The sequence below is a fragment of the Sphingopyxis indica genome (assembly GCF_900188185.1).
Classification (GTDB): Bacteria; Pseudomonadota; Alphaproteobacteria; order Sphingomonadales; family Sphingomonadaceae; genus Sphingopyxis; species Sphingopyxis indica.
The window spans coordinates 177,331-201,343 of sequence record NZ_FZPA01000006.1 but is presented as its reverse complement, the minus strand read 5'-3'; the positions used below and the strand labels follow the sequence as shown (position 1 = coordinate 201,343).

General features: G+C 68.4%; 20 protein-coding genes and 2 pseudogenes. 9 read left to right on the top strand and 13 right to left on the bottom strand.

The genetic code is table 11. From position 1 onward, the window contains the following. Window positions 1-72: 72 nt before the first annotated feature. The 4 genes from holA to CHB69_RS10320 all read right to left on the bottom strand — a co-directional run bounded on the left by holA (window position 73) and on the right by CHB69_RS10320 (window position 4,774). Window positions 73-1,104, bottom strand: a complete 1,032-nt coding sequence (holA, locus tag CHB69_RS10335) for a DNA polymerase III subunit delta (protein ID WP_089215909.1) — start codon at window positions 1,102-1,104, stop codon at window positions 73-75. Beyond that, window positions 1,101-1,643, bottom strand: coding sequence for an LPS assembly lipoprotein LptE (gene lptE, locus CHB69_RS10330; RefSeq protein ID WP_089215908.1), 543 nt, complete (start codon window positions 1,641-1,643; stop codon window positions 1,101-1,103). The genes holA and lptE overlap by 4 nt, the downstream gene beginning before the upstream one ends. Window position 1,644: 1 nt before the next feature. Beyond that, a complete protein-coding gene (gene leuS / locus CHB69_RS10325) occupies window positions 1,645-4,194 on the bottom strand; it encodes a leucine--tRNA ligase (protein ID WP_089215907.1) in 2,550 nt (849 codons plus the stop codon). 121 nt (window positions 4,195-4,315) lie between these two features. After that, complete coding sequence (locus CHB69_RS10320; RefSeq protein WP_089215906.1) at window positions 4,316-4,774, bottom strand: DUF3576 domain-containing protein; 459 nt, start codon at window positions 4,772-4,774, stop codon at window positions 4,316-4,318. Window positions 4,775-5,087: 313 nt separating this feature from the next. Here CHB69_RS10320 and CHB69_RS10315 point away from each other — a divergent pair, with 313 nt between their 5' ends. Continuing rightward, a complete protein-coding gene (locus CHB69_RS10315) occupies window positions 5,088-5,801 on the top strand; it encodes a hypothetical protein (protein WP_089215905.1) in 714 nt (237 codons plus the stop codon). Here the strand turns inward: CHB69_RS10315 and CHB69_RS10310 are convergent. Next, a complete protein-coding gene (locus tag CHB69_RS10310; RefSeq protein ID WP_089215904.1) occupies window positions 5,774-6,403 on the bottom strand; it encodes a thiamine phosphate synthase in 630 nt (209 codons plus the stop codon). The genes CHB69_RS10315 and CHB69_RS10310 overlap by 28 nt on opposite strands. 59 nt (window positions 6,404-6,462) lie before the next feature. Between CHB69_RS10310 and CHB69_RS10305 the strand changes: the two genes are divergently transcribed. Next, window positions 6,463-7,125, top strand: coding sequence for a YggS family pyridoxal phosphate-dependent enzyme (locus tag CHB69_RS10305; RefSeq protein WP_089215903.1), 663 nt, complete (start codon window positions 6,463-6,465; stop codon window positions 7,123-7,125). Between the two features lie 4 nt (window positions 7,126-7,129). Here CHB69_RS10305 and CHB69_RS10300 read toward each other — a convergent pair whose 3' ends face one another. Then, window positions 7,130-8,098 (bottom strand): magnesium and cobalt transport protein CorA, encoded by a 969-nt coding sequence (locus CHB69_RS10300; protein ID WP_089215958.1) that lies wholly within the window; start codon window positions 8,096-8,098, stop codon window positions 7,130-7,132. 151 nt (window positions 8,099-8,249) lie between these two features. On the opposite strand from CHB69_RS10300, the gene CHB69_RS10295 reads away from it, so the two are divergent. The 6 genes and pseudogenes from CHB69_RS10295 to CHB69_RS10270 all read left to right on the top strand — a co-directional run bounded on the left by CHB69_RS10295 (window position 8,250) and on the right by CHB69_RS10270 (window position 11,767). Beyond that, a complete protein-coding gene (locus CHB69_RS10295; protein ID WP_089215957.1) occupies window positions 8,250-8,510 on the top strand; it encodes a type II toxin-antitoxin system CcdA family antitoxin in 261 nt (86 codons plus the stop codon). Then, window positions 8,510-8,806: a CcdB family protein gene (locus tag CHB69_RS10290; protein WP_089215902.1), complete on the top strand. Its 297-nt coding sequence runs from the start codon at window positions 8,510-8,512 to the stop codon at window positions 8,804-8,806. The genes CHB69_RS10295 and CHB69_RS10290 overlap by 1 nt, the downstream gene beginning before the upstream one ends. Before the next feature lie 2 nt (window positions 8,807-8,808). Further along, window positions 8,809-10,152, top strand: coding sequence for a bifunctional phosphopantothenoylcysteine decarboxylase/phosphopantothenate synthase (locus tag CHB69_RS10285; protein WP_089215956.1), 1,344 nt, complete (start codon window positions 8,809-8,811; stop codon window positions 10,150-10,152). After that, window positions 10,115-10,576: pseudogene (gene dut / locus CHB69_RS10280) on the top strand (dUTP diphosphatase); the annotation flags it as partial. The gene CHB69_RS10285 and the pseudogene dut, both read left to right, overlap by 38 nt. 88 nt (window positions 10,577-10,664) lie before the next feature. Further along, window positions 10,665-11,414, top strand: a complete 750-nt coding sequence (locus CHB69_RS10275; RefSeq protein ID WP_245836694.1) for a HesA/MoeB/ThiF family protein — start codon at window positions 10,665-10,667, stop codon at window positions 11,412-11,414. After that, window positions 11,402-11,767, top strand: coding sequence for a DsrE family protein (locus tag CHB69_RS10270; RefSeq protein ID WP_089215899.1), 366 nt, complete (start codon window positions 11,402-11,404; stop codon window positions 11,765-11,767). Before CHB69_RS10275 ends, CHB69_RS10270 begins: the two co-directional genes overlap by 13 nt. Window positions 11,768-11,897: 130 nt before the next feature. Here CHB69_RS10270 and CHB69_RS10265 read toward each other — a convergent pair whose 3' ends face one another. From CHB69_RS10265 to CHB69_RS10235, 7 genes and pseudogenes are all read right to left on the bottom strand, one after another. Continuing rightward, window positions 11,898-12,629, bottom strand: coding sequence for a class I SAM-dependent methyltransferase (locus CHB69_RS10265; protein ID WP_089215898.1), 732 nt, complete (start codon window positions 12,627-12,629; stop codon window positions 11,898-11,900). Beyond that, window positions 12,629-13,756 carry a peptide chain release factor 2 gene (gene prfB / locus CHB69_RS10260; RefSeq protein ID WP_089215897.1) on the bottom strand — a complete coding sequence of 376 codons (1,128 nt, stop codon included), beginning with the start codon at window positions 13,754-13,756 and terminating at the stop codon, window positions 12,629-12,631. The genes CHB69_RS10265 and prfB overlap by 1 nt, the downstream gene beginning before the upstream one ends. An 82-nt stretch (window positions 13,757-13,838) precedes the next feature. Further along, complete coding sequence (locus CHB69_RS10255) at window positions 13,839-16,352, bottom strand: penicillin-binding protein 1A (RefSeq protein ID WP_089215896.1); 2,514 nt, start codon at window positions 16,350-16,352, stop codon at window positions 13,839-13,841. A 180-nt stretch (window positions 16,353-16,532) separates the two neighbouring features. Continuing rightward, the gene (locus CHB69_RS10250) at window positions 16,533-17,165 is read right to left on the bottom strand and encodes a TetR/AcrR family transcriptional regulator (protein WP_089215895.1); all 633 of its coding nucleotides are present in this window, start codon (window positions 17,163-17,165) and stop codon (window positions 16,533-16,535) included. Next, entirely contained in the window at window positions 17,162-18,307 is a 1,146-nt protein-coding gene (locus CHB69_RS10245) for a DSD1 family PLP-dependent enzyme (RefSeq protein ID WP_089215894.1), read from the bottom strand. The genes CHB69_RS10250 and CHB69_RS10245 overlap by 4 nt, the downstream gene beginning before the upstream one ends. Next, window positions 18,304-19,557 (bottom strand): D-arabinono-1,4-lactone oxidase, encoded by a 1,254-nt coding sequence (locus CHB69_RS10240; protein WP_089215893.1) that lies wholly within the window; start codon window positions 19,555-19,557, stop codon window positions 18,304-18,306. Before CHB69_RS10240 ends, CHB69_RS10245 begins: the two co-directional genes overlap by 4 nt. 255 nt (window positions 19,558-19,812) lie before the next feature. Beyond that, window positions 19,813-20,622: pseudogene (locus tag CHB69_RS10235) on the bottom strand (N-acetylmuramoyl-L-alanine amidase family protein); the annotation flags it as partial. Window positions 20,623-21,307: 685 nt separating this feature from the next. Here CHB69_RS10235 and CHB69_RS10230 point away from each other — a divergent pair. Further along, window positions 21,308-23,929: an Rne/Rng family ribonuclease gene (locus CHB69_RS10230; RefSeq protein ID WP_089215891.1), complete on the top strand. Its 2,622-nt coding sequence runs from the start codon at window positions 21,308-21,310 to the stop codon at window positions 23,927-23,929. Window positions 23,930-24,013 lie beyond the last annotated feature (84 nt).

The window sequence follows — 24,013 nt, the reverse complement described above, 5'->3', positions numbered from 1 at the left end:
TAGCGCTGTCTGGAGATGGGCTCCCGCCTTCGCGGGAGCACACGGGTTATTCGGTCAACGACGCTCGGCGCGCTACCGCGCCCGCGCCGCCTGGTGCGCGATGTCGGTCATCAGCTTGCGGAACAGCACATTGCCCGGCGTGCCCGACGCTTTGAGCGCGCGCTCGCAATCGAGCAGCCGCGTCATCAGCCGCGCGATGCGCACCGAATCCCAGATATGGAGCTGCGCGGTCACCGCGCTCTGCTCTTTCCAGAAAACGCCGCTGCTGCGCGCCGACACCACCGTTGCGGGATGCGCGCCGCCATCGACCTCGGCGCGCAGCCGGGCGAGCTGACCCGCGCGGATCGCGAGCGCGCGGATGATGCGGATTTCGGCCACCCCGACCGCCGCCGCCCTTGTCAGCATGTCGGGCAGGTCGCCGAGCTTGCCGCCGAGCGCGACGTTGATGCACTCGCTGACGTCCTCTTCGTGCGTCGCGGCGCCGAGCGCGGCGATGTCGGCGGCGGTGACCTGCCGCTGGCGATCCCTGGCCGCGTCGAGATAGAGCGCCATCTTCTCGAGCTCGCGGCGCATCAGTGCCTGGTCGCCCGACACCAGATCGACGAGCAATTGCGCTTCGGCATTGGCGAGCCGCAGTCCCTGTTCCTCGGCCGCCGCGATCGCGATGCCGACGAGCGCGCGGCGGTCGGGCTGGTAGCAGATCGCGGCGAGGCCGGCGTCCGATCCCTCGACGAGCTTGACGAGCTTCGAGCGCGCGGTGACCGATGCCCCCGTCGCGATCACCGGATTGACCGCGCTGTCGGCGCCGAGCAGCGCATCGACCGCGGCGAGGCAATCGTCGCCGCTGCCCGAAATCTCGAGCCTTATCACCCGCGCACCCGCAAAGAGCGACAGCGACGCCGCTTCGGCGGCGAGCAGGGCGCCGTCCTGCGAAAGCTGCGACGAGGAAAGGTCGAGCCGCTCGGCCTCCTCGCCCGCGAGCGCGACCAGCCTTGCCGCGAGCGCGTTCATCGTTGCCTCGTCGGGACCGGTAAGGAGGATGAGGCGAACCGCGGGGTCGAGCTGTCGCAGGCGTTCGAGTTCGGCGGGCTTGACCGCTTTCATCGGGCCGTCGGTGCAACGCCGGGCGCCGAGGCGGGGCCGCCGCGATTGGCATAGACGGCGAGCCGCGCGACGATCTGGTCGGCGACGCCCGAGGCGAGCCGTTCGAGCGAGCTGTTCTCGGCCGCGATCGTCGCATATTCGCTGCCGACGACGTCGATGCCCGCGTCCTGCGCCGCGGTCGCGTCGAGCAGCACTTCGCCGGTCGCGCCGTCGACGAGCTGGTAGCGCGCGCGCAGCGTCCGCCGCTCGCGCGTCACCGAATCGTCGGTGCGGACGCCGAACCCGGTGATGCTGTCCTCGAGCCGGACGTCGAGCCGGAAGCGATTGCCCTCGCCGCGCCCGCCCTGCGCCGCGACGAAGCGGTCGCGCAGCGCATTGCGCACGAGCCAGCCGGCGTGCCCCTCGATCGGCGCGACGTCGATATCGGCGAGCATCGTCGCGACTTCGCCCTTGCTGCCGTTCGCATAGAGCGGCTTCAGCCCGCAGCCGGCGAGCGGCAGCGACAGGGCGATCAGGCAGGAGGCGAGCAGGCCGCGCATCTTAGGGAACAATATTCACCAGCCGGTCGGGAACCACAATCACCTTCTTCGGCGCGGCTCCTGCAAGCAACTCCGCGATGCGCGGGCGCGCGAGCGCGGCGGCTTCGACGGCGTCCCTGTCGAGTCCCTTGGCGAGCGTCAGCTCGTCGCGGCGCTTGCCCGCGACCTGGATCACGATCGTCACCTCGTCCTCGGCGAGCAGCGCGGGATCGACGGCGGGCCATGCCGCGTCGGCGACCATCGCGCTCGTGCGCTGCGCCTCGGGCAGCGCCGCCCACGCCTCTTCGGCGAGGTGCGGCATCATCGGCGCGACGAGGCGGATCAGCGTCGCGCACGCCTCGGCGCGCGTCGCCGACGGCTTCGCTTTCTCGATATCGTTGGCGAGCGCGTGGATCTTGGCGACCGCCTTGTTGAAGCCCAGGGCTTCGATGTCGGCGGCAACCCCCGCGATCGCGCGGTGGAGCAGCCTCGCCAGCGCAATATCCTCGGCCCCGTCGCCGCGGTTCTCGGTCTCGCCGAACAGTCGCCACAGCCGCTGGACGAAACGCCACGCGCCCTCGATCCCCGCCTCGCTCCACGGAAGGTCGCGTTCGGGCGGGCTGTCGGAGAGCATGAACCAGCGCACCGCGTCGGCGCCATATTGGTCGAGGATCGCGTCGGGATCGACGACATTCTTCTTCGACTTCGACATCTTGATGACGCGACCGACCTCGACCGGCGACCCGTCGGCGGCGAGCGTCGCGCCGTCGGCGGTGCGCGTCACCTCCTCGGGGGTGAAATAGAGCGGCGCGACGCCCTCGCCCTGATCGCGGCTGTAGGTTTCGTGCGTGACCATGCCCTGCGTGAACAGGCTCGCAAAGGGCTCCTTCACCTCGATCATGCCGATACGCTGAAGCGCGCGCGTCCAGAAGCGCGCGTAGAGCAGGTGGAGGATCGCATGTTCGATGCCGCCGATATATTGGTCGACGGGCAGCCAGCGCGCGATCACTGCGGGGTCGAACGGCTTGTCCGCCGGGGAGCTGGCGAAGCGGAGGAAATACCAGCTCGAATCGACGAAGGTGTCGAGCGTGTCGGTCTCGCGCACCGCCGCGCCGCCGCACGACGGGCAGGCGACATGCTTCCACGCCGGATGGCGGTCGAGCGGGTTGCCGGGGACCGAGAAATCGACATCCTCGGGCAGCGTGACCGGCAGCTGGTCCTTCGGCACCGGAACGACGCCGCACGTATCGCAATGGATGAAGGGGATCGGCGTGCCCCAATAGCGCTGCCGCGAAACGCCCCAGTCGCGCAGGCGCCATACCGTGGTGCCCTTGCCCCAGCCTTCGTGCTCGGCGCGCGCGATCACCGCGGCCTTCGCCTCGTCGATGCTCATGCCGTTCAGGAAATGGCTGTTCACAAGGCGGCCGGTGCCGACCCAGGCCTCGCCGCCTTCGAAATGCTGGCCGGTCTCGTCGCCGTCGGCGATGACGCGATAGACCGGCAGCTCATATTTGCGCGCAAAGTCGAGGTCGCGCTGGTCGTGCGCGGGGACGCCGAAGATCGCACCGGTGCCATAGTCCATCAGCACATAATTCACGACCCACACAGGCAGGTGCCAGTTCGGATCGAGCGGATGCTCGACGGCGAGGCCGGTATCGAAGCCCATCTTCTCGGCGGTTTCCAGCTGCTCCGCCGACGTGCCCCGGCGCCGGCATTCGGCGATGAAGGCAGCGAGGCGCGGCGAATCCTTGGCAAGTCTTTCGGCGAGCGGATGGTCGGGCGAGATGGCCGCGAAGCTGGCGCCATAGATGGTGTCGGGGCGCGTCGTGAAGACGTCGAACCCCGGCGCGCCGCCGACGAGGCGGAACGAGAACTCAAGCCCCTGCGACTTGCCGATCCAGTTTTCCTGCATCAGCCGCACCTTTTCGGGCCACTGATCGAGGCTCTTCAGCCCTTCGAGCAGCTCGTCGGCGAAGTCGGTGATCTTGAGGAACCACTGCGACAATTTCTTCTTCTCGACCAGCGCGCCCGATCGCCAGCCGCGGCCGTCGATCACCTGCTCGTTGGCGAGCACGGTCATGTCGACCGGGTCCCAGTTGACGTAGCTTTCCTTGCGCGCGACGAGCCCCGCGGCGTAGAAATCGAGGAACAGCGCCTGTTCCTGCCCATAATAGCCGGCGTCGCAGGTCGCGAGTTCGCGCCCCCAGTCGATCGCGAGCCCGAGCCGCTTCAACTGCGCGCGCATCGTGTCGATATTGGCGCGCGTCCAGCCGCCGGGATGCACGCCCCTTTCCATCGCGGCATTTTCCGCGGGCATACCGAAGGCGTCCCAGCCCATCGGGTGCAGCACGTCGTGCCCGGTCATCCGCTTGAAGCGCGCCAGCACGTCGCCCATCGTATAGTTGCGCACATGCCCCATGTGGATGCGCCCCGAAGGATAGGGGAACATCTCGAGGATATAGGCCTTTGGCCGGTCGTCGCCGTCGGTGGTGGCAAAGCTGTTCGCGGCCTCCCACGCCGCCTGCCAGCGGGCATCGGCGGCCAGGGCGCCAAAGCGCATTTCGCGGGTCATATTCTATTCACCCCGTATTTCATTCTTCCGTCATTGCGAGCGGAGCGAAGCAATCCAGAGCGGTTCACGCGCACTCTGGATTGCCGCGTCGCCTTTGGCTCCTCGCAATGACGATTTCCCTTTAACCCTCGATCGCGCCGCGGCGCAGGTCGCGGGCGCGGGTGAGGATGATTTCCTCGAGCTTCTGCACCGTCGCCGCCTGCACCGGTGCATCGACCCAGGTGCCGCCCTGCGACACCTGGCGCGAGGCCGCGACACGCAGCGCGTCGGCGCGCAGGTCGCGGTCGAGGATCGACACGGTGACCTTCATCCGCTCGTTCGGGTTCTGCGGGTTCGCATACCAGTCGGTGATGATCACCCCGCCCGCGCTGTCGGCCTGAAGCAGCGGCATGAACGAGAGCGAATCGAGCGACGCGCGCCACAGATAGCTGTTCACGCCGATCGTCGTCACCTGCGACGCCGCGAGATCCGCCTTCGGCCGTTCCTTGCCGCCGCACGCCGAAAGGCCGAGCACCGCGACGCCGAGCAGCGCGAGGGCGGCCGGGCGACCGGTCGGAACGAGGAAACGAAGCTGGGACATGCCGGACACCTTATTCTGAATGCGGCGGCTGGCCGCAGTGCGGAGAATTGGCAGCGTCTCTATCGCGCTTGCCGCGCCCCGGCAAGCATGGCGATTCGCCCTGTCGCCGCCGTTCAGCTTCGGCTCAGGCAAGGATTGCAAGCGATGCGCCCCGCTTCGGAACAGATGGTCCGGGGCGGGTGCGCAAACTGTGCTCATTGCGCAACAATCGGGTCCAAAAGCCGTTCGCCTGCGAACGATCCGACTCGAATCACTGGAATTATCCGACAAGAGCGCCTATCTGTCGAATGACTTGGGGTTGGAGTCGCAGATCATGGCGGGCAAGCCGCGACATCTTTGGCAGGGAAGCATCGTCGTTCTGGCGGCGATGTCGCTTGCCCTGCCGCCGGCGCTCGCCGCGATGACGCGCAGCGACGCGAACCGCGAGATGGCGCTGTCGGAAACCCTGCTCGGCCAGTTCACGCCGGCGTCGGGCGACCCGCGCCTGATCGCGCGCTATGCCAAGGTGTCGGAAGAGGCGCGCCGCAATTTCAGCTTCACTCCCGCGGTGACCGAGGAAAATCGCAAGAACCGGGCGATCACCGTCGTGATCCGCAAGCGCGACGATGCGTCGAGCGCGGCGCGCACCGCGGCGCTGGCAAAGGGCCGCGCGGCGCCGGTCGCGATCACGCCGATCGCCTATGATCTCGGCGCCTCGGTCGGCTTCCAGAAATTCGTCACGCCGCAGCTGCCGCGCGGCACCGACCTGCGCAACCTGCCCGTCGCCAAGGCGCCCGCCGAGGAAGAAAAGCCTTCGCGCTTCGCGACGCGGATGGTCAACCGGCCGACCGATCCCGCGGGCGCGACCGATCGCATCACCGCACCGGGCGCCGCTCCGGCGGTCGATGTGATGAGCAGCTATCGCATCACGCGCAACCTCGATGTCACCGCCGGCGTCCGCTACAAGGCCGACGACCGGCTCGAGCCGCTTACCGATTCGCGGCGCGACAGCCAGGCGGTCTATGTCGGAACGCAGTTCCGCTTCTGACGTCGCCGGCGGATTTCGGCCGCCTCCACCCACGCATCAATTGCCGCCCAGCCGGGCCTGATCCCGCTTGCCCTGGCGGCGCGGGCCAGCGCGCGCGCGCGCGCCGGCGTCATGCCGCCGAGCGCGACCGCCTGCCCGCCCGCCGCCCGCGCGAGGCGGAGCCATGCGGCGCGACCGAGCGCGGCGGCACCGGGATGCGATCGCGTCGGATAGAGCGGCGAGACGAATGCGAGCGACGCCCCCGCGCGCCGCGCGCGCCGGGCTTCGCGCGCATCGTGGACCGGCATGGAGACGACCAGCGCGAGCCGCTGTGCCTGCGCGGCACGCGCGGCGCGGCGCCGGCGCAGGTGAACGCCGTCGGCGCCCCAGCGCACGGCGGTCGCGGGGGTGCCGGCGAGCAGCAGCGTCAGCCGCCGCGCCGCCGCGATCCGTGCGAGCCGGCGGAAGAGCCGCCATCGTGCGCCGACCGCGAGGCTGTCGTGGCGCAGCACGACCCCGCTCCCCGGCGGCAGCATCGACGCGAGGCGTTCGACCGGCACCGGCGCCCGTTCGTCGGTCAGCAGCCATCGCCGGGGCAGGGAAGGGGGGTGGAATCGATCCATCGCGCTTTCTATAGGCGCGGACGAAGCGCGCGCAACGGACGCGCCGGACAGGAGGCGAGATGAGCGAAGCGGCGGAGCGGCTGGCCGAAGTGAGGGACGCGATCGCGAGCGCGGCGAAGCGCGCGCAGCGGCGCGCGGACGACATCTGCCTGATCGCGGTGTCGAAGACGCACGACGCCGAAGCGATCCGGCCGCTGATCGCCGCGGGCCAGCGCCATTTCGGCGAGAATCGCGTGCAGGAAGCCGCGGCCAAATGGCCCGAGCTGCGCGAAGCGGCGCCCGATATCGTCCTCCACCTGATCGGCCAGCTGCAATCGAACAAGGCCGACGATGCGGTGGTGCTGTTCGACGTCATCCACTCGGTCGACCGCTCGTCGCTCGTCCAGGCGCTCGCGCGCGCCTGCAACAAGGCGGGAAAGCAGCCGCGGCTGTTCGTGCAGGTCAATATCGGCGACGAGGCGCAAAAGGGCGGCTGCGCGACCGCCGACCTGCCCGCGCTGCTCGCCGAGGCAAAGGAGGCGGGACTGGCGATCGAAGGGCTGATGGCGATACCGCCCGCCGACGTCGAGCCCGCGCCCTATTTCGCGCTGCTCGACGAGCTTGCCGAGCGCCACGGCCTGCCGCAGCGCTCGATGGGGATGAGCGGCGATTTCGAGACCGCGGTGATGCTGGGCGCAACGCATGTGCGCGTCGGCACCGCGCTGTTCGGCGCGCGGGGCTGAGGCGCTATAGCCAGCCGATGTGCTTGAAGCGCCAATAGACGAGGCCGCACACTCCCGCCATCAGCGCGATCGCGAACGGATAGCCGAAATGCCAGCCGAGTTCGGGCATGTGGCGGAAATTCATGCCATAGATGCCCGCGATCGCGGTCGGCACCGCAAGGATCGCCGCCCAGGCCGCGAGCTGGCGGGTGATGACGCCCTGGCGCTGCTGTTCGAGCAGGCCGTTGGTTTCGACCACCCCGGCGGCGATGTCGCGCAGGCCGGTCAGGCGGAATTCGGCGCGCTGCACATGGTCCCATATGTCGCGAAAAAAGGGCCGCACCGGATCGTCGATACAGACGAGCGGGGTCGTCGCGAGCTTGTAGGTCATGTCCTTCATCAATCCGACGAGGCGCTGGAAGCGGATGATCTCGTGCCGCTGGCCATAAAGGTGGCGGATCGCTTCGGCGTCGAGCGGGGTGTCCATCACGCTGTCCTCGACGAGCAGCAGCTTGTCCTCGATCGCATCGACGACGGGGAAATAGCCGTCGACGATGAAATCGAGGATCGCGTGGAGCACATAGTCGGGACCATGGCCGAGCAGCGCGGGGGCCGTTTCGAGCCGCGCACGCACCTCGGCATGACCCCGCGCCGAGCCGTGACGCACCGAGACGAGAAAGTGGCGCCCGACGAAGAAGGCGGTCTCGCCCGGCTGGATCGTGTCGTTGTCGAGATTGGCGGTGCGCGCGATGACGAACAGCTGGTCGCCATAGGTTTCGACCTTGGGAAGCTGATTGGCCTTGAGCGCATCCTCGACCGCGAGCGGGTGGAGTCCGAAGCGCTGCGCGACGCGTTCGAGCTCGCCCGGCGTCGGCGCATAGAGGCCGAGCCAGAAGAACTCGCCCTCGGCGCAATCCTCGGGAATCGCCTCGTCGGGGCCGAGATCGCGGACGAGCTTTCCGCGGTCGTAAAGGCGGGCGGCCATGATCGGCATCGGCAGCATCCTGCTGTTTTCGCGCGAGCATAATCGCACCCGATATGTCGCGCTAGAGTGCGTTCGGTTTTGATTGAATCAAAACCGGCACTCTGGCCGGGCATTGATCGGCGGCCATCATGCGCATATATCATGCGCAAGGAGAATGGCGATGAACGAATCGGCGCGATTCGAACGGCTGTCGAAGACGACACCCAAGCGACCGACCAACGTGTCGCTTAGCATCGCTTTGGTCGAAGAGGCCAAGCGGTTGGGCATCAACGTCAGCGAGGCGTGCCAGTCGGGGCTCGCGGCCGAGGTCAAAAAGGCGCGCCAGGCGGCGTGGCAGGAAGAGAATCGCGCCGCGATCGAAGCGTCGAACGACTATGTCCGCAAGCATGGATTGCCGCTGGCCAAATACCGGCTTTTCTGATGGCACAATTCGACGTCTGGCGCACCAGAGACGGCGATCTGGTGATCGATTGCCAATCCGAATTGCTGACCCATCTCAATACGCGGCTCGTCGTGCCGCTGCTGCACGCCGATCAATTCGATGTCGTTGCGCACCGGCTCAATCCGCTCTTCACCGTCGAAGAAACGAGCTATGTGATGTACACGCAGTTCGCGGCCGCCATTCCGGTCAGTCAATTGGGCGAGGTCGTTATGAGCCTGAATGAAGAGGGCCTGACCATCACCGGCGCACTCGACGTGCTGCTCACCGGAGTATGACGATGACGGCGAAACGCATCCTGCTGATTATCGGCGGCGGCATCGCGGCCTATAAGAGCATCGAGCTCGTCCGGCTCCTGCGCAAATCGGGGCATGTCGTGCGCTGCGTGCTGACGCGCGCGGGCGAGCAGTTCGTGACGCCGCTGACGCTCGCGGCGCTGAGCGAGAACAAGGTCTATACCAGCCTCTTCGACCTGAAGGACGAGGTCGAGATGGGGCATATCCAGCTGAGCCGCGAGGCCGACCTGGTCGTCGTCGCGCCCGCGACCGCCGACCTGATGGCGAAGATGGCTGGCGGCATCGCCGACGATCTGGCGACAACCCTGCTGCTCGCGACCGACAAGCCGGTGCTCGCGGCGCCCGCGATGAATGTGCGCATGTGGCTCCACCCCGCGACGCAGCGCAATGTGAGCACGCTGCGCGGCGACGGGGTGACGGTGATGCAGCCCGACGAAGGCGAGATGGCGTGCGGCGAATATGGCCCCGGCCGCCTTCCCGAACCCGAGGCGATTCATGCCGCGATTGTCGAGGCGCTTTCTTCTCCCCTCCCGCTTGCGGGAGGGGCCGGGGGAGGGCCTGTTGCGGGAGAGGCGGAGGTCGACATGCCCTCCCCTAACCCCTCCCGCAAGCGGGAGGGGGATTTTCGCGGCCAGCCCGATTTCGCGCCGACCAACCACCGCCCGCTGCACGGCCGCCGCATCCTGATCACCGCGGGGCCGACGCACGAGCCGATCGACCCGGTGCGCTACATCGCCAACCGCTCGAGCGGCAAGCAGGGTTTCGCGATCGCCGCCGCCGCCGCCGAGGCCGGTGCCGAGGTGCTGCTGATCGCCGGGCCGGTGCCGCTGCCGACCCCGCCGGGCGTGGTCCGCGTCGATGTCGAAACCGCGCGCGAGATGGCGGAGGAGGTCGCGGGCGGCCTGCCCGCCGATGCCGCGATCATGGTCGCCGCGGTCGCCGACTGGCGCGCCGCCGATACGCGCGCGCAAAAGATCAAGAAGGACGGCAGCGGCGCTGTCCCGCCGCTCGCGCTCGCCGAAAATCCCGACATTTTGGCGAGCGTCGCGAAAAGCCCCGACCGGCCGCCGCTGCTGGTCGGCTTCGCCGCCGAAACCAACGATGTGATCGCGCACGCCGAGGCCAAGCTCGCCCGAAAGGGGTGCGACTGGATTGTCGCCAACGATGTGTCGGCCGACCCGATGGGGGGCGAGACGAATCGGGTGCATATCATTAGCAAAGCGGGCGTAGAAAGCTGGGACCGGCTGCCCAAGGGCGCCGTCGCCCGCAAATTGATGGAAAAGATCGCCGATGACCTCGACCTCCGTTCACCCCTTGATTCCGATTGAAATCCGCCTTCAGCGCCTGCCCAACGGCGGCGGCCTGCCGCTGCCCGCCTATGCGTCCGACGGCGCGGCGGGAATGGACGTCGTCGCGGCCGAGACGCTGACCCTGCGCCCCGGCACCCGCCACGCCGTCGCGACGGGTTTCGCGATGGCGATTCCCGCGGGCTATGAAGTGCAGGTGCGCCCGCGCTCGGGGCTCGCGCTCAAGCACGGCATAACCTGTCTCAACACGCCGGGGACGATCGACAGCGACTATCGCGGCGAGGTGAAGGTGATCCTTGCGAATCTGTCCGAGGATAATTTCGAGATCAGGCGCGGCGACCGCATCGCGCAGCTCGTCCCCGCGCCGGTGCAGCGCGCGACCTTTGCCGAGGTCGCCGCGCTCGACGATACCGTGCGCGGCGCGGGGGGCTTCGGCTCGACCGGGCTCGCGAGCGATGCGAAGGCCGAAGCGGCGAGTCCGGCGAACGTCGGCTCGCTCGCCGCGATCAAGATGCGGCGTTCGGGCGAGTGATTTGCTGACCGACGCCGAACTCGACCGCTACGCCCGCCAGATCATCGTGCCGCAGTTCGGCGGCGCGGGGCAGGCGAAGCTGAAGGCCAGCCATGTCGCGGTGATCGGCGCGGGCGGGATCGGCTGCCCGGCGATCACCTATCTTGCCGCGGCGGGGGTCGGCAGGCTGACGATCATCGACGACGATGTCGTCGAGCTGTCGAACCTCCATCGCCAGCCGCTCTTCACCGACGTCGACGTCGGATCGCCCAAGGTGATCGTCGCCGCCGAGGCGGTGTGGCGGATCAACCCGCACGTCGACTGCGCGATGGTGACCGAGCGGATCGGGGGGGCCAACGCCGAAGCGCTGCTCGCGGGGGCCGACCTGATCCTCGACGGCTGCGACAATTTCGACACGCGGCTGGCCGTTAACCGCGCCGCCGTCGCGCTCGAAATCCCGCTTTTGAGCGCGGCGATCGGCGCCTTCGAGGGGCAGATCGCGCTCTATGAAGGCTGGCGCGGCGACGCCCCCTGCTATGCGTGCCTCGTCGGCGACGATCCCGACCGCGAGGGGATCAACTGCGCCGAAACGGGGGTGATGGGGGCGCTTGCCGGGATGGTCGGGACGATGGCAGCGCTCGAGGGCGTGCGCGCGCTCACCGGCTGGGGCCGGTCGCTCGTGGGGCGGCTCGCGATCCTCGACATGCTCGAGCGGCGCTGGCGCGAGGTCGGCATCGCAAAAGACCCCGCGTGTCCGATATGCGGGGGCTGAGCCTGATCGTCGCGAGCGGCGACGGCGCGCGCCTCTATGCCGCGCTCGAAACCGCGATGGCGGCGGCGGCGCTCGGCGGCCGCGTGCGGATGTTCGTGCAGGGCGAGGCGGTGGCGCTGTTGCGCGCGCCGGCCGGCTTTGCCGGCGACGCCGCGCGCCGCGCCGCGGGACAGCCCGATCTTGCACAGATGATCGAGGAAGCCGCGGCGATGGAGGTCGAACTCATCGCCTGCCAGTCGGGCCTTGCGCTGGCGGGACTGACGGCCGGGGACCTTGTGCCCGGGGCGCGGATGGGCGGGCTGGTCGGCTTTCTGGCGGCGATGGACGATGAGGAACGACTAGTCGCCTATTGATAATGACCCTGTGCTCCCGCGAAGGCGGGAGCCCATCTTCCGTCGTTGCCATGTTGAGCCGGCAGGAGATGGGTCCCCGCCTTCGCGGGGACACGCTCGAGACCGGCGGGTGTCGGCTCCCTATCCGGATTCACGGATTCTCGCACACCTTGATCGCGCCGGGTTCGGGCCGCTGCCCCGCGGGGACGAAGCGCGCGAGATAGCCGCCCGCGGTCTGCTTGTCGTCATAGGACAGGAGCTTGTAGCCCACCGCCTCGAACTCGCAGACGAGCAGGCGGAACGGCGTTCCGTGCTTTTCGATCGGGCGGTCGCCGTCGACCACGATCACCTGCCCGCCTTGGCGCAGTGCCGGGCGCAGCCGCCAGAGGAAAGCGTAAGGCTCGCCGATCTCGTGATACATATGCACCATGAAGACGCGGTCGAAGCTGTTCTGCGGCAGCCGCGGATCGTCGACCGCGCCCAGCTTCAGCGACACATTGTCGAGCCGTTCGCGCGCGACGCGGTCGGCGAGCCGCTCGATCACTTCGGGCTGGATGTCCTGCGCGAGCACGCGCCCGCCCGCACCGACGCGCGCGGCGAGGCGCACGGTGTAATAGCCGTCGCCCGCACCGATGTCGGCGACGGTCATGCCGGGCCGGACGCCTGACGAATCCATGATGTCCTCTGCCTCGTTGACGCGGTCGCGCGCCTCTTCGGTCGACCATTTGGTCGCGCCGACCGGAGCGACGGGGCGGTCGGCGGGCGGAAAGTCGCGCGCCGTCTCGATCCGGTCGTCGTCGTCGCTCCACGGCGAATCGCAGCCGGCGAGCAGGACGAGCAGCGCACACGCCGCAAGCCCCGCCCGGACGCCCGCGCGCGCCATCAGTCGATGTCCTCCACCTCGACCTTTTCGCCCGTCACCTTCTGCGACAGCGCCGCCGCCATGAACGGGTCGAGCGCGCCGTCGAGCACGTCGGACGGCGCGGTCGAGGTGACGCCGGTGCGCAGATCCTTCACCAGCTGATAGGGTTGAAGCACATAGGAGCGGATCTGGTGGCCCCAGCCGATTTCGGTCTTCGCCTGATATTCGCCCGACGCGGCGGCCTCGCGCTTTTGCAGCTCGGCCTCGTACATCCGTGCCTTCAGCATCCCCATCGCGGTCGCGCGATTCTTGTGCTGCGAGCGATCGTTCTGGCTCGCGACGACGATGCCGGTCGGAATGTGCGTGATGCGCACTGCCGAATCGGTCGTGTTGACATGCTGTCCGCCCGCACCCGACGCGCGATAGGTGTCGATCTTGAGGTCGCCTTCGTTGATCTCGATCTCGATATTGTCGTCGATCACCGGATAGACCCAGACGCTCGAGAAGCTGGTGTGGCGCCGTGCCGAACTGTCGTAGGGCGAGATGCGGACGAGGCGGTGAACGCCGCTCTCGGTCTTGGCATAGCCATAGGCATTTTCGCCCTTGACCAGCATCGTCGCCGACTTGATCCCCGCCTGCTCGCCCGCCTGATATTCGATCAGCTCGACCTTCATCCCGCGCTTTTCGGCCCAGCGCATATACATGCGCTGTAGCATTTCGGCCCAGTCCTGGCTCTCGGTGCCGCCGGCGCCCGCATGGACTTCGATATAGGCGTCGTTGCCGTCGGCCTCGCCCGCGAGCAGCGCCTTGACCTTATCCTCTTCGGCACGCGCGGCGAGCGCGGCGAGGCTTTCGACGGCATCGTCGACGAGCGCTTCGTCGCCCTCCATCTCGGCAAGCTCGATCAGCTCGGCGGTGTCGGCCATTTCCTTTTCGATCGCGCGCGTCGCGGTGACCGCCTCGTCGAGGCGGCGGCGTTCGCGCATCACCTCTTGCGCCGCCTTTGGATTGTCCCAAAGCGCCGGGTCTTCGACCTTGGCGTTAAGCTCGTCGAGCCGCCGCAGCGCGCGATCCCAGTCGAGAAAGCGGCGCAGCAGCGCGAGCGCGGCGTTGATCTTGTCGATATGGTCCTGCGCTTCGGCGCGCATGTCTGTGCTCCTGAATAGATGCGTCCGGCCTTAGTGGCTGGCGCGCCCGAGGAAAAGCCCCGCGCGCGCCGCCGGCCGGGCGTCAGATGATGCCGTCGCGATCTTCCAGGAAGTCGGCGTCGCTGCGCCGCCCGCCCTGCTGGACCGGCGCGTCGGGCTGCTTGGCCGGCTTCGACGGCTTGATTTCCTCTTCGCGGATCGTCCGCCTGGGCTCGCTTTCGGGCTTGAAGGCCTCCCAGATGATCGAGGCTTTCGGATCGCTCGTCGGCCACGCGCCATAGACGCGGCGGCCCGAACGGCGGTCGATGCGCACCATGCGGATATTCCTGGGCGCGGTGAAGGGCACCGGCTGGCGGCCGGCGAGCGCGGCCTGATAGAATTGCTTGAATACCGGCGCGGCGAGGCTGCCGCCCTGCGCATAGCCGCCCATGTTGCGCGGCTGGTCGAAGCCCAGATAGAGGCCGGCGACGATGTCGGGCGTGCCGCCGATGAACCAGACGTCCTTCGGCCCCGTCGTCGTCCCGGTCTTGCCGAACATCGGTACGCCGAGGTCGCGCAGCCGCTGCGCGGTGCCGCGCTGGACGACGCCTTCGAGCATGTGGACGACCTGATAGGCGGTCATCGGGTCCATCAGCTGCTTGCCCGAGGGCGCGAAGCGCGGCATCGGCCGCCCGTCCCAATCGGGCTTGTTGCAGCCCTGGCACGGGCGCCAGTTCCGGGGCAGGATCACCTTGCCGCGCCGGTCCTGAACATAGTCGATCAGGTGCGGGGTCAGCGCGCGGCCGTGATTGGCGAGCATCGAAAAGGCGTTGACCATTCGCTCGACCGTCGTCGTCCCGGCGCCGAGCGCGGTCGAAAGATAGGGTTCGTGCTGGCCGATCCCCATCGTCCGAATCGTCTCCACGATCGGCTCCATGCCGATCTGGCTCGCGGTGCGCACGGTCATCAGGTTGCGCGACTGTTCGAGGCCCCAGCGCATCGTATGCTCGCCGCTGCCGCCCGAATTGCCGAAGTTGCGGAAGCATTTGGTGCCGAGTCCGGCGCCCTGATAGACGCAGAACGGCCCGTCGACGATCATCGTCGCGGGGGTCATGCCATTGTCGAGCGCGGTCGCATAGACGAAGGGCTTGATCGTCGAGCCCGGTTGGCGCTCGGCCTGCGTCGCGCGGTTGAACGAGGAGAGGCGCACGTCGAAGCCGCCCTGCATCGCATAGATGCGGCCCGAATGCGGGCTTTCGACAACCATGCCGCCCGACACTTCGGGAATGTTGCGGAGCGAAAAGCTGCCGCCGCCGCTCGGCGCGACCGCGATCAGGTCGCCGGGCTTCATCGCGACGAAGGCGCTCGTCCCGCGCTTGCGATAGCCCATCTGCGCCGCGCTCGCGGGCAGGCGGCCGGTGCTGCCGTCGGCAAAGCCGATGCGGGCCTCGCTGCCCGTTTTCGACAGCACTGCGGCGATGCGCCAATCCGCATAGTCGACCGTCTTGAAGCTCGAGGCGAGGCGGCTCGCCCATTGATCGTCGGCCTCGATCGTCGCGATCGGCCCCGACCAGCCCTTGCCGCGGTCGTAACGGATCATGCCTTCGCGCAGCGCCTTGGCCGTCGCCTGCTGCATCTTGTCGTCATAGGCGGTGCGCACCCACAGGCCGCCGGCATAGACGCTGTGCGGCCCGTCCTCGGCGGTTTCGCCGAACTGCTCGATCAGCTGGCGGCGCACCTCTTCCATATAATAGCCGCCAACCTGCTCGACCGCGCGATTGCCGCTTTCGGACAGGCCGAGCGGCTGCGCCTGCGCGGCGTCGCGCTGCGCCTTGCTGATCCAGCCGTTGCGCTCCATTTCCTTGAGCACGAAATTGCGCCGCGCCAGCGCCTTTTCGGCATTGCGCGCGCGGCCATAGGTTTCGGGCGCCTTGGGCAGGATCGCGAGGAAGGCCATTTCGTGCAGCGCGAGCTGATCGACATCCTTGTCGAAATAGGCGCGGCTCGCCGCCTGCACCCCGAAGCTGCGACGCCCGAGCGGGATTTCGTTGAGATAGAGTTCGAGGATCTGTTCCTTGGACAGCGCCGCCTCGATGCGCTTCGCGAGAATCGCCTCGCGGATCTTGCGCGTATAGCTGACCTCGTTGGTGAGCAGCAGATTCTTCGCGACCTGCTGGGTGATCGTCGAAGCGCCGACGGGACGGCCATCGTTCTGCAGATTGGTGATGATCGCGCTGACGATGCCGGGATAGTCGATGCCGCCGTGCTGAAAGAAGGTGCGGTCCTCGGCGGCGAGGAAGGCGCGGACGAGCAGCGGCGGATATTCGCTGTAGTCGAGCTGGACGCGGCGCTCGCGCGCATAGCTGTGTACCGGCTTGCCCTCGCCGTCGCGCACCATCGTCGGCAGCGGCGGTTCATAGTCGCGCAGCTGATCGACCGAGGGCAGGTCGCGCGCGAAGATCGCCCAGATCAGCGCGAGGCCGAGCAGCCCTGCAATGGCGAGATAGCCGAGCCAGCGGAACCAGCGGCGCGTCCACATCTCGCGCAGCCAGCCGAGAACGGCATTGCTGTCGCGGCGCAGACGGTAGCGAAAATGGGACGAGGTGTCGGCGGCCATATTTCCCGCCTCTATCGCCTGTCTCCCGGAAAGGGAAGCATGGTTGCGGCGAGGCGCCTGGCCGGTGGCGGCGCGACGGGACCGAAGGAGCTATCACCGTCATTGCGAGCGAAGCGAAGCAATCCAGAGCGGCTTGTCACCTCCTGGATTGCTTCGCTTCGCTCGCAATGACGCATCGACTCAATGTCGTGCAGACTGTTGCCCGTAGGATGCGGCCAGCTCGCGCATCGCGCCGCCCAGCATCGCCGCAATATCGGCGTGGACCGCAGCGGGGTCGAGCCGGTCCTCTTCGCCCAGCATCTCCTCGGCGGCGAAGCCGAGCTCGACCGCGAGGCGCAGCCGCCGCCACAGCATCGCCGGGTCGACGCCCGGCAGGTGCGGCGTGCAGGCGGCGGCGAGGCGGTCGGTGACGCTGCGGTGCGATTCGAGGCGGACGTGGACGAGTGCGGGGGTCGCGTGCAGCGCGCGCAGGGTCCACGCCGCGCCCGGCTCGGCGCGGGTCACGGCGGCGGTGTCGGCGAGCAGCTCGCCGATATGATCGGCCATCGCGGCGATGCCGCCGGGCGCATGGCGCAGCACCCAGGCGTCGAGCACGTCGTTCTGCCGCGCCATCAACCGGCGGCCGAGCGCTTCGAGCACCGCATATTTATCGGCAAAATAGCGATAGAGCGCGGGCGGGCTCACTCCCGCGCGCGCGGCGATCCTGTTGGTCGAGATGCGCTCGATCCCGACCTCGGCGAGCAGGGCGCCCGCGACATCGAGCAGCCGCTCGCGCGTCGCGGCGGCGCGCGCCTGCTTCGGCGGCGGCTTCATCGCGCGCGGCCGCGCGCGCTCACCGGCCAGATCGCGACCAGCGTGTCGCCGTCGACAACATGATAATGATCGTAGAGATTGACCGTCGGGTCGCAGTGCGGAACCGTCAGCGTCACCGGATCGCCGGGCGCGAGCGTATCGCCGATCCCCGGCGCGATCAGCGCGGCATGTTCGTCGCCCATGAAGGCGAAGAAGGCATCTGCGGGCGCGCCGCGCCGCACCACCGCGGCCCCGCCATCGGTCGAAAGCGACTTGAACCCCGCGTCGATGGTGACGAGCCCCGGATGATTGGCGCTGACCACCCGCGCATCGACGCCGAGCGCGGTTTCGAACGGCACGCTGCCGTCGCCGGCAAGGTCGCAGTCGAGATATTGCTTGTCCATGAAGACATAGCTGCCCGCCTGCAGCTCGGTGAAGACGCCGAGGTCGAGGTCGATGCGGTGCGTGCCGGTCCCCGATCCGGTGACGATGTCGGGCGCGAAGCCCGCGTCGGTCAGCGCCGCGATCGCGCTCTCCAGATATTGCGTGCGCTCGACGATCGCGGCGCGGCGCTCGGCAAAATCCTCGATATGCTGCTGCGACCCGCAATAATATTGGACGCCGCGATAGCGCAGGTGGGGCAGGGCAGCGATGGCGGCCGCGAGTTCGACCGCCTTTTCGGCCGATGCGACGCCGGTGCGCGCGATGCCGGGGTCGATGTCGATGATCACGTCGAGGCTTGCGCGCGCCTGCCCGAGCGCCGCGTCGATCCGCGCCGCGACCGCGGGATGGTCGACCACCGCCATCAGCCCCTCGGCGCGGCCCGCGAGCGCGGCGAGCCGCTCGACCGCGCGCGGCGCGGCGACCGGCGAGGTGATGAGGATTCCCGATATGCCGCCATCGGCCATCACCTCGGCCTCGCCGATCTTGGCGCAGCAGATGCCGAGCGCGCCCGCGGCGATCTGACGCCGCGCGATGTCGACGCTCTTGTGCGTCTTGGCGTGCGGGCGCAGGCCGACGCCGTGCGCCTTTGCCAGCGCCGCCATCGCCGCGATATTGCGATCGAGCGCGCCTTCGTCGAGCACCAGCACGGGTGTATTGAGGTCGGCGCGCGAGCCCTGCCGGCCGATCAGATGGGCGTGGAGCGTCACATCGTCGGTCATGAAAAAAGCGCCTCCAGATGGGGGTTGAGGAATTTGCCCGCCGGGTCGGCGGCGCGGCGGACCGCGCGATAGCGCTCGGCCATCGGATAGAGCGCATCGACATCGGCGCGGGTCAGCGTATGGCGCTTCGCCCAGTGCGGCCGCCCGCCATGCGCGCGGAAGATCGCCTCGGCGCCCGCGAAATGCTCGCGCCAAGGCATCTTCGCATATTGGTGCATCGAAATGGCGGCGACCGGCCCCGCGTTCATCGGGCTCATCCAGATGTCGTCGGCGGCGACGGTGCGATATTCGAACGGAAAGGCGACGGGCAGGCGGCCCCTGCGAATCCAGCCGATCACCTCGTCGAGCGCGGCGAGCCCCGCGGCGCGCGGCAGCTCATATTCCATTTCCTCGAAGCGGACCGTGCGATCCGACGGGAAGATCCTGTGCGCGGGGCCGCGGCGCCGGCCGTCGAAGCGCGTGCGCATCATCAGCCGCTGGAGAAAGGGCGTCAGGACCGGCAGCTTCGCTGCGACGTCGAGCACGCGGCGAAAGGTCGCCTCGTCGACGTCGCTGGTCGAAGCGGGCGGGTCGCACGGGTCGCACGGCGTCAGCGTCTTCAGGATGACGGCATCGGCGTGCGGGAAGATCCAGAATTCGATGTGGCGATGCTGCCCGGCGAGTTCATCATAGCTTTCGCGCACCTCGGCCCAGCGCTTTTTCTCGATCCGCTCGGCAAGGTGAAAGGCGGGGACGACATCGACGTCGATCTCGGTCGCGATGCCGAACAGCCCGAGCGACAGCCGCTGCGCCTCGAACAGTTCGGGGTTCGTCCGCCGGTCGCACCAGCGCGCCTCGCCGTCGGCGCCGATCAGCCGGAAGCCGCGCGCAAAGGTCGAGAGCGAGCCGAGGGTCACCCCCGTGCCATGCGTCCCCGTCGCCATCGCGCCCGCGAGCGCCTGCGGATTCACATCGCCCTGATTGGCGAGCGCGAGCCCTTCGTCCCACAGCGCCGCGGTCAGCCGCCTGATGCTCCAGCCCGCGGGAATGCGCGCACTCCGCCGGTCGGGGGCGATCGCGATCGCGCCTTCCATCGCGCCAAGGCCGACGATCGCCTCCGCCGATTCGCACAGCGGCATGAAGCTGTGGCCTGCCCCCACGGCGCGGACCTTTTTCGCACCGCGAACGACGGCGGCGAGTTCGTCCTCGCTGCGCGGATACCCGACCGCCGCGGGCGCGGTGACGCTGCCCGACCAATTGCTCCAGCCCATAGGCCTCTCCCGCCGTGTGGGGGCGATGCTGGGGGCGGGAGAAAAGTTAGTCAAGACTATATTTATGGCGCAGCGGCGGCTTGCGACCGATTGCTGCCCTATTTATCATCGTCACCCCGGACTTGATCCGGGGTCCATGACTTCGGCGCTGCTGTGGATCCCGGATCGAGTCCGGGATGACGAAAAGGAGCAGGCGAACGTCAGTTCCCCACCCCAAAGCCGCCTTCTCCTTCGGCTTTCCACCGTTTCGGCCGATCAGCGCCCCGACGCCAGGCGGCGGGCGAAGTGGAGTTGCACCGCGTCGCGCACGCCGCGCGCGATCTTTTGCTGTCCTTCCTTCGAGGCGAGAAATTCGGCGTCCTCTGCGTTCGACAGAAAGCCCGTTTCGAGCAGCACCGAGGGCGTGTCGGGGGCCTTGAGCACGACGAAGGAGGCGAAGCGGTGCGCTTCGGTGCGGAAGCTCATGTCGTCCGCGGCCTCGCGCTGGAGCAGGCGCGCGAAATCGGCGGCGACATTCATCGTTTCGCGCTGCGCGAGGTCGAGCAGGATCGACGATACCGCGCCGCTGTGCGCGCCGAGATCGACGCCGTTGATGATGTTCGCCTTGTTCTCGCGCGCCGCGAGCCGCGCCGCCTCGCGGTCCGACGCGACCTCGGACAAAGTGAAGATCGACGCGCCGTGCGCCGCTTCATTCTGGGCCGAATCGGCGTGGACCGAAATGAACAGGTCGGCCTTCAGTCGCCGCGCGATGCCATAGCGCTCCTCGAGGATCAGAAAGCGGTCATCCGCGCGGGTCAGCGCGACGCGCACCCGGCCGCCCGCGACCAGCGCGTCGCGCATCGCGCGGGCGAGCTGGAGCGTGATGTCCTTTTCGCGCTGCCCGCCAAAGGGGGAAATCGCGCCGGGATCGTGCCCGCCGTGCCCGGCGTCGATCACGACGAGCGGCAGGTCGCCGTCGTCCGGCCCCTCGATCTTCGGCAAGGGCAGGGCCGGCTTCGGCTTGCCGATCGGAACGGTGACGCTGTAGCGCTTTTGCGGCGGCCGCGCGCGGTAGCTGGCGGGCGCGGAGAGCTGGTAAAAAGGCCCGAACGGCGGTGCGGACGCCACCGGCGCGGCGAGCGAGAGGGTCGCGAGAAGCAAGGACAGGCCCATGGCCGCGGTTATGCCGCCGGCAGAGCGCCATGGTCCAGCGCTTATTGCGAAGCCCACGGAATGCGGCGCGAAACAGGGTTAATTTCCGTCTGGACGTTGCCGAGGAACGATGGGTTTTCGTGCAACAGTGGCGCGCCATCCGACCCAATTGCAGCGGTGAAGGTTGCCGTCGGTCGCTGCCGATGCTAGCACCGCGACCACTGACGGCGTTCCACCCTGCCGTCCGGCCTTTCGAGGGACTGGCCCGAACCCGATGAAATCGCGGGATCGCGGCCCCCGGTGCCGGACCGAAGGCGGGACAGGCCGCCAGTCCACCCGGATGACCGGGCGGCGGATCGGTCGCGATCGCCCGCCCTCCGGTCGCCCCAAACAGGTTGATGCCGCATGAGGCTTGCCATGCCTTCTTCTTATCCCGGTCCGGGTGCCTTCGCACCCGCGGGCCGTGGAGCCGAAGACCGCATGTGCGTCCACGACCGGACGCGGGCCGCGCGCGGCAATAACGTCTTTTTTTCTTTGAACCCTTTCGACCGCATCCGTCCGTCCCGGGCGCCTGCGGCCTTTTTGTTTGGCGCGCCGCGGCGCGCCTGGAGTGATAATAATGACCACGCGTATGTTGATCGACGCGCGGCACCGGGAAGAAACCCGGGTCGCCGTCACCAAGGGAAACCGCATCGAGGAGTTTGACTTCGAGTCCGCCGAGCACAAGCAGCTCAAGGGCAATATCTATCTGGCCAAGGTCACCCGCGTCGAACCGTCGCTGCAGGCGGCGTTCGTCGAATATGGCGGCAACCGTCACGGCTTCCTGGCCTTCAGCGAAATCCACCCCGACTATTACCAGATCCCGAAGGAAGACCGCGAAGCGCTGCTGCGCGAAGAGGCCGAGCATGCCGCCGAGGCGGCGATGCGCGCCGAGGAGGATCTCGACGAGCTCGAAGGCGACGTCGCCGAGGTCGAGGGCCATGAGGACGAGAATGGCGACGCCCCGACGCCGGTGACGGTCGGCGAGGAAAGCGACGCCGAGGACGAGCGCGAAGACGCCGAAGCCGGCGAGGCCGAAAAGGATGACGCCGAAGAGGCGAAGGACGACCGTGGCGGGCGCCGCGGACGCGGGCGCGGCCGGGGCCGCAAGGGCCGCGGGCGCGCCCGCCGCGACGACGACAATGGCGAAAGCCGCATGTCGCTGCGCCGGCGCTACAAGATCCAGGACGTCATCCGCCGCCGCCAGGTGATGCTGGTCCAGGTCGTCAAGGAAGAGCGCGGCAACAAGGGCGCGGCGCTGACGACCTATCTCAGCCTCGCCGGCCGTTATTGCGTGCTGATGCCGAACACGATGCATGGCGGCGGGATCAGCCGCAAGATTTCGAACGGCGCCGACCGCCGCAAGCTGAAGGCGATCATCGACGATTTGAACCTGCCGCCGACGATGGGCTGCATCGTCCGCACCGCGGGGATGAGCCGCACGAAGACCGAGATCAAGCGCGACTTCGACTATCTCGCCCGCCTGTGGGACGAGATTCGCGAAAAGACGCTGGGGTCGAGCGCACCGGCGCTGATCCATTCGGACAGCGACCTCGTCAAGCGCGCGATCCGCGACATCTATCACCGCGACATCGAGGAAGTGCTCGTCGAGGGCGAGGAGGGCTACAAGGCGGCGAAGCAGTTCATGAAGCTGCTGATGCCGAGCCACGCGCGGCGCGTGAAGCAATATGCCGACCCCGTCTCGCTCTATCAGCGCTACGGCGTCGAGGATCAGCTCGCGGGGATGCTCAATCCCGTCGTGCAGTTGAAATCGGGCGGCTATCTGGTGATCAACCCCACCGAGGCTTTGGTGTCGATCGACATCAACTCGGGCCGCTCGACGCGCGAGCATAATATCGAACAGACCGCGCTCAGCACCAACCTCGAAGCCGCGCACGAGATCGCGCGCCAGCTGCGCCTGCGCGACATGGCCGGGCTGATCGTGATCGACTTCATCGACATGGATCACGGCTCGAACGTCCGCAAGGTCGAGCGCGCGATGAAGGAAGCGCTGAAGAACGACCGCGCGCGCATCCAGATCGGCCGCATCTCGGGCTTTGGCCTGATGGAGATGAGCCGCCAGCGCCTGCGCACCGGCGTGCTCGAGGCCTCGACGCGCCCCTGCCCGCATTGCGAGGGCACCGGGCTGGTGCGTACCGCTTCGTCGGCGGGCCTCAGTGCGCTGCGCCTGATCGAAGAGGAAGCGGCGCGCGGCAAGGGCAGCAAGATCATCCTGCGCGCGAGCCAGGAAGCGACCTTCTACCTGCTCAACGAAAAGCGCCGCGAGCTGCGCGAGATCGAGGAGCTCTACGGCGTTTCGGTCGAAATCCTGCCCGACGGCGAGACCGAGGGTGCGCGCATGGCAATCGAGGTCGGCGGCCCGCCCCCGGCCCAGCGCCGCAGCTTCGCCCCGATCGAGCTGATCGAGGATGACGAGGACGAGACCGTCGAAGAGGAGACGAACGAAGACGAAGAGGCCGAGCGTCCGGTGCGCGACGAAAGCGACGATGGCGAGGGCGGGGGCCGCAAGCGCCGCCGCCGCCGCCGCCGCGGCCGCCGCGGCCGCCGCGACGAGGACGGCAGCGAAGCCGGCGAAGCGGCCGATGCAGACAGCTCCGGCGAGAGCGAAGAGGCGGCCGAGGAGGCTCCGGCGACCGTAGAGACCGAAGCCGAAGCGCCGGCGGAGGAAAAGCCGAAGCGCCGCCGCGGCGGACGCCGCAAGAAGAGCGACGAGGCCGAGGCCGAGGCAGCGCCGGAAGCGCCCGCCGAAGCCGTCGCCGAGGCGGTGGCTGTCGAGGCCGAACCCGCAGCCGAGGAAAAGCCGAAGCGCAAGCGCGCGCCGCGCAAGACCAAGGCGGCCGCCGAAACGGCGGGGACCGAAGCGGCGGACGCTCCCGTCGAAGCGGTCGCGGCGAATGATGCCGAGCCTGAGGCGAAGCCCGCACCGAAGAAGCGCGCAAACCGCAAGAAGGCTGTCGCGGCCGAGGGCCCCGCTGCCGAAGCGGTCGAAGCCGAACCCGAGCCCGAAGCCAAGCCCGCCAAGGCGCCGGCGCGCAGCCGTCGCCGCAAGGCCGAACCCGTCGCCGCCGAGTCATCGCCGACCGCAGAGGCTCCGGCCGACGCGGCGCCGACCGACGAAGCCGCTGTCGACGAGACGGGTGAACCGCGCCGCGGCTGGTGGCAGCGCACCTTCGGCAATTGACGCCGCGATGACCGGGATGCTTGCCCTCCCGCGCCCGACCGCGACCGACGCCCTTTGGCTTCAGTCGCGGTTCAGGCGCGGGGT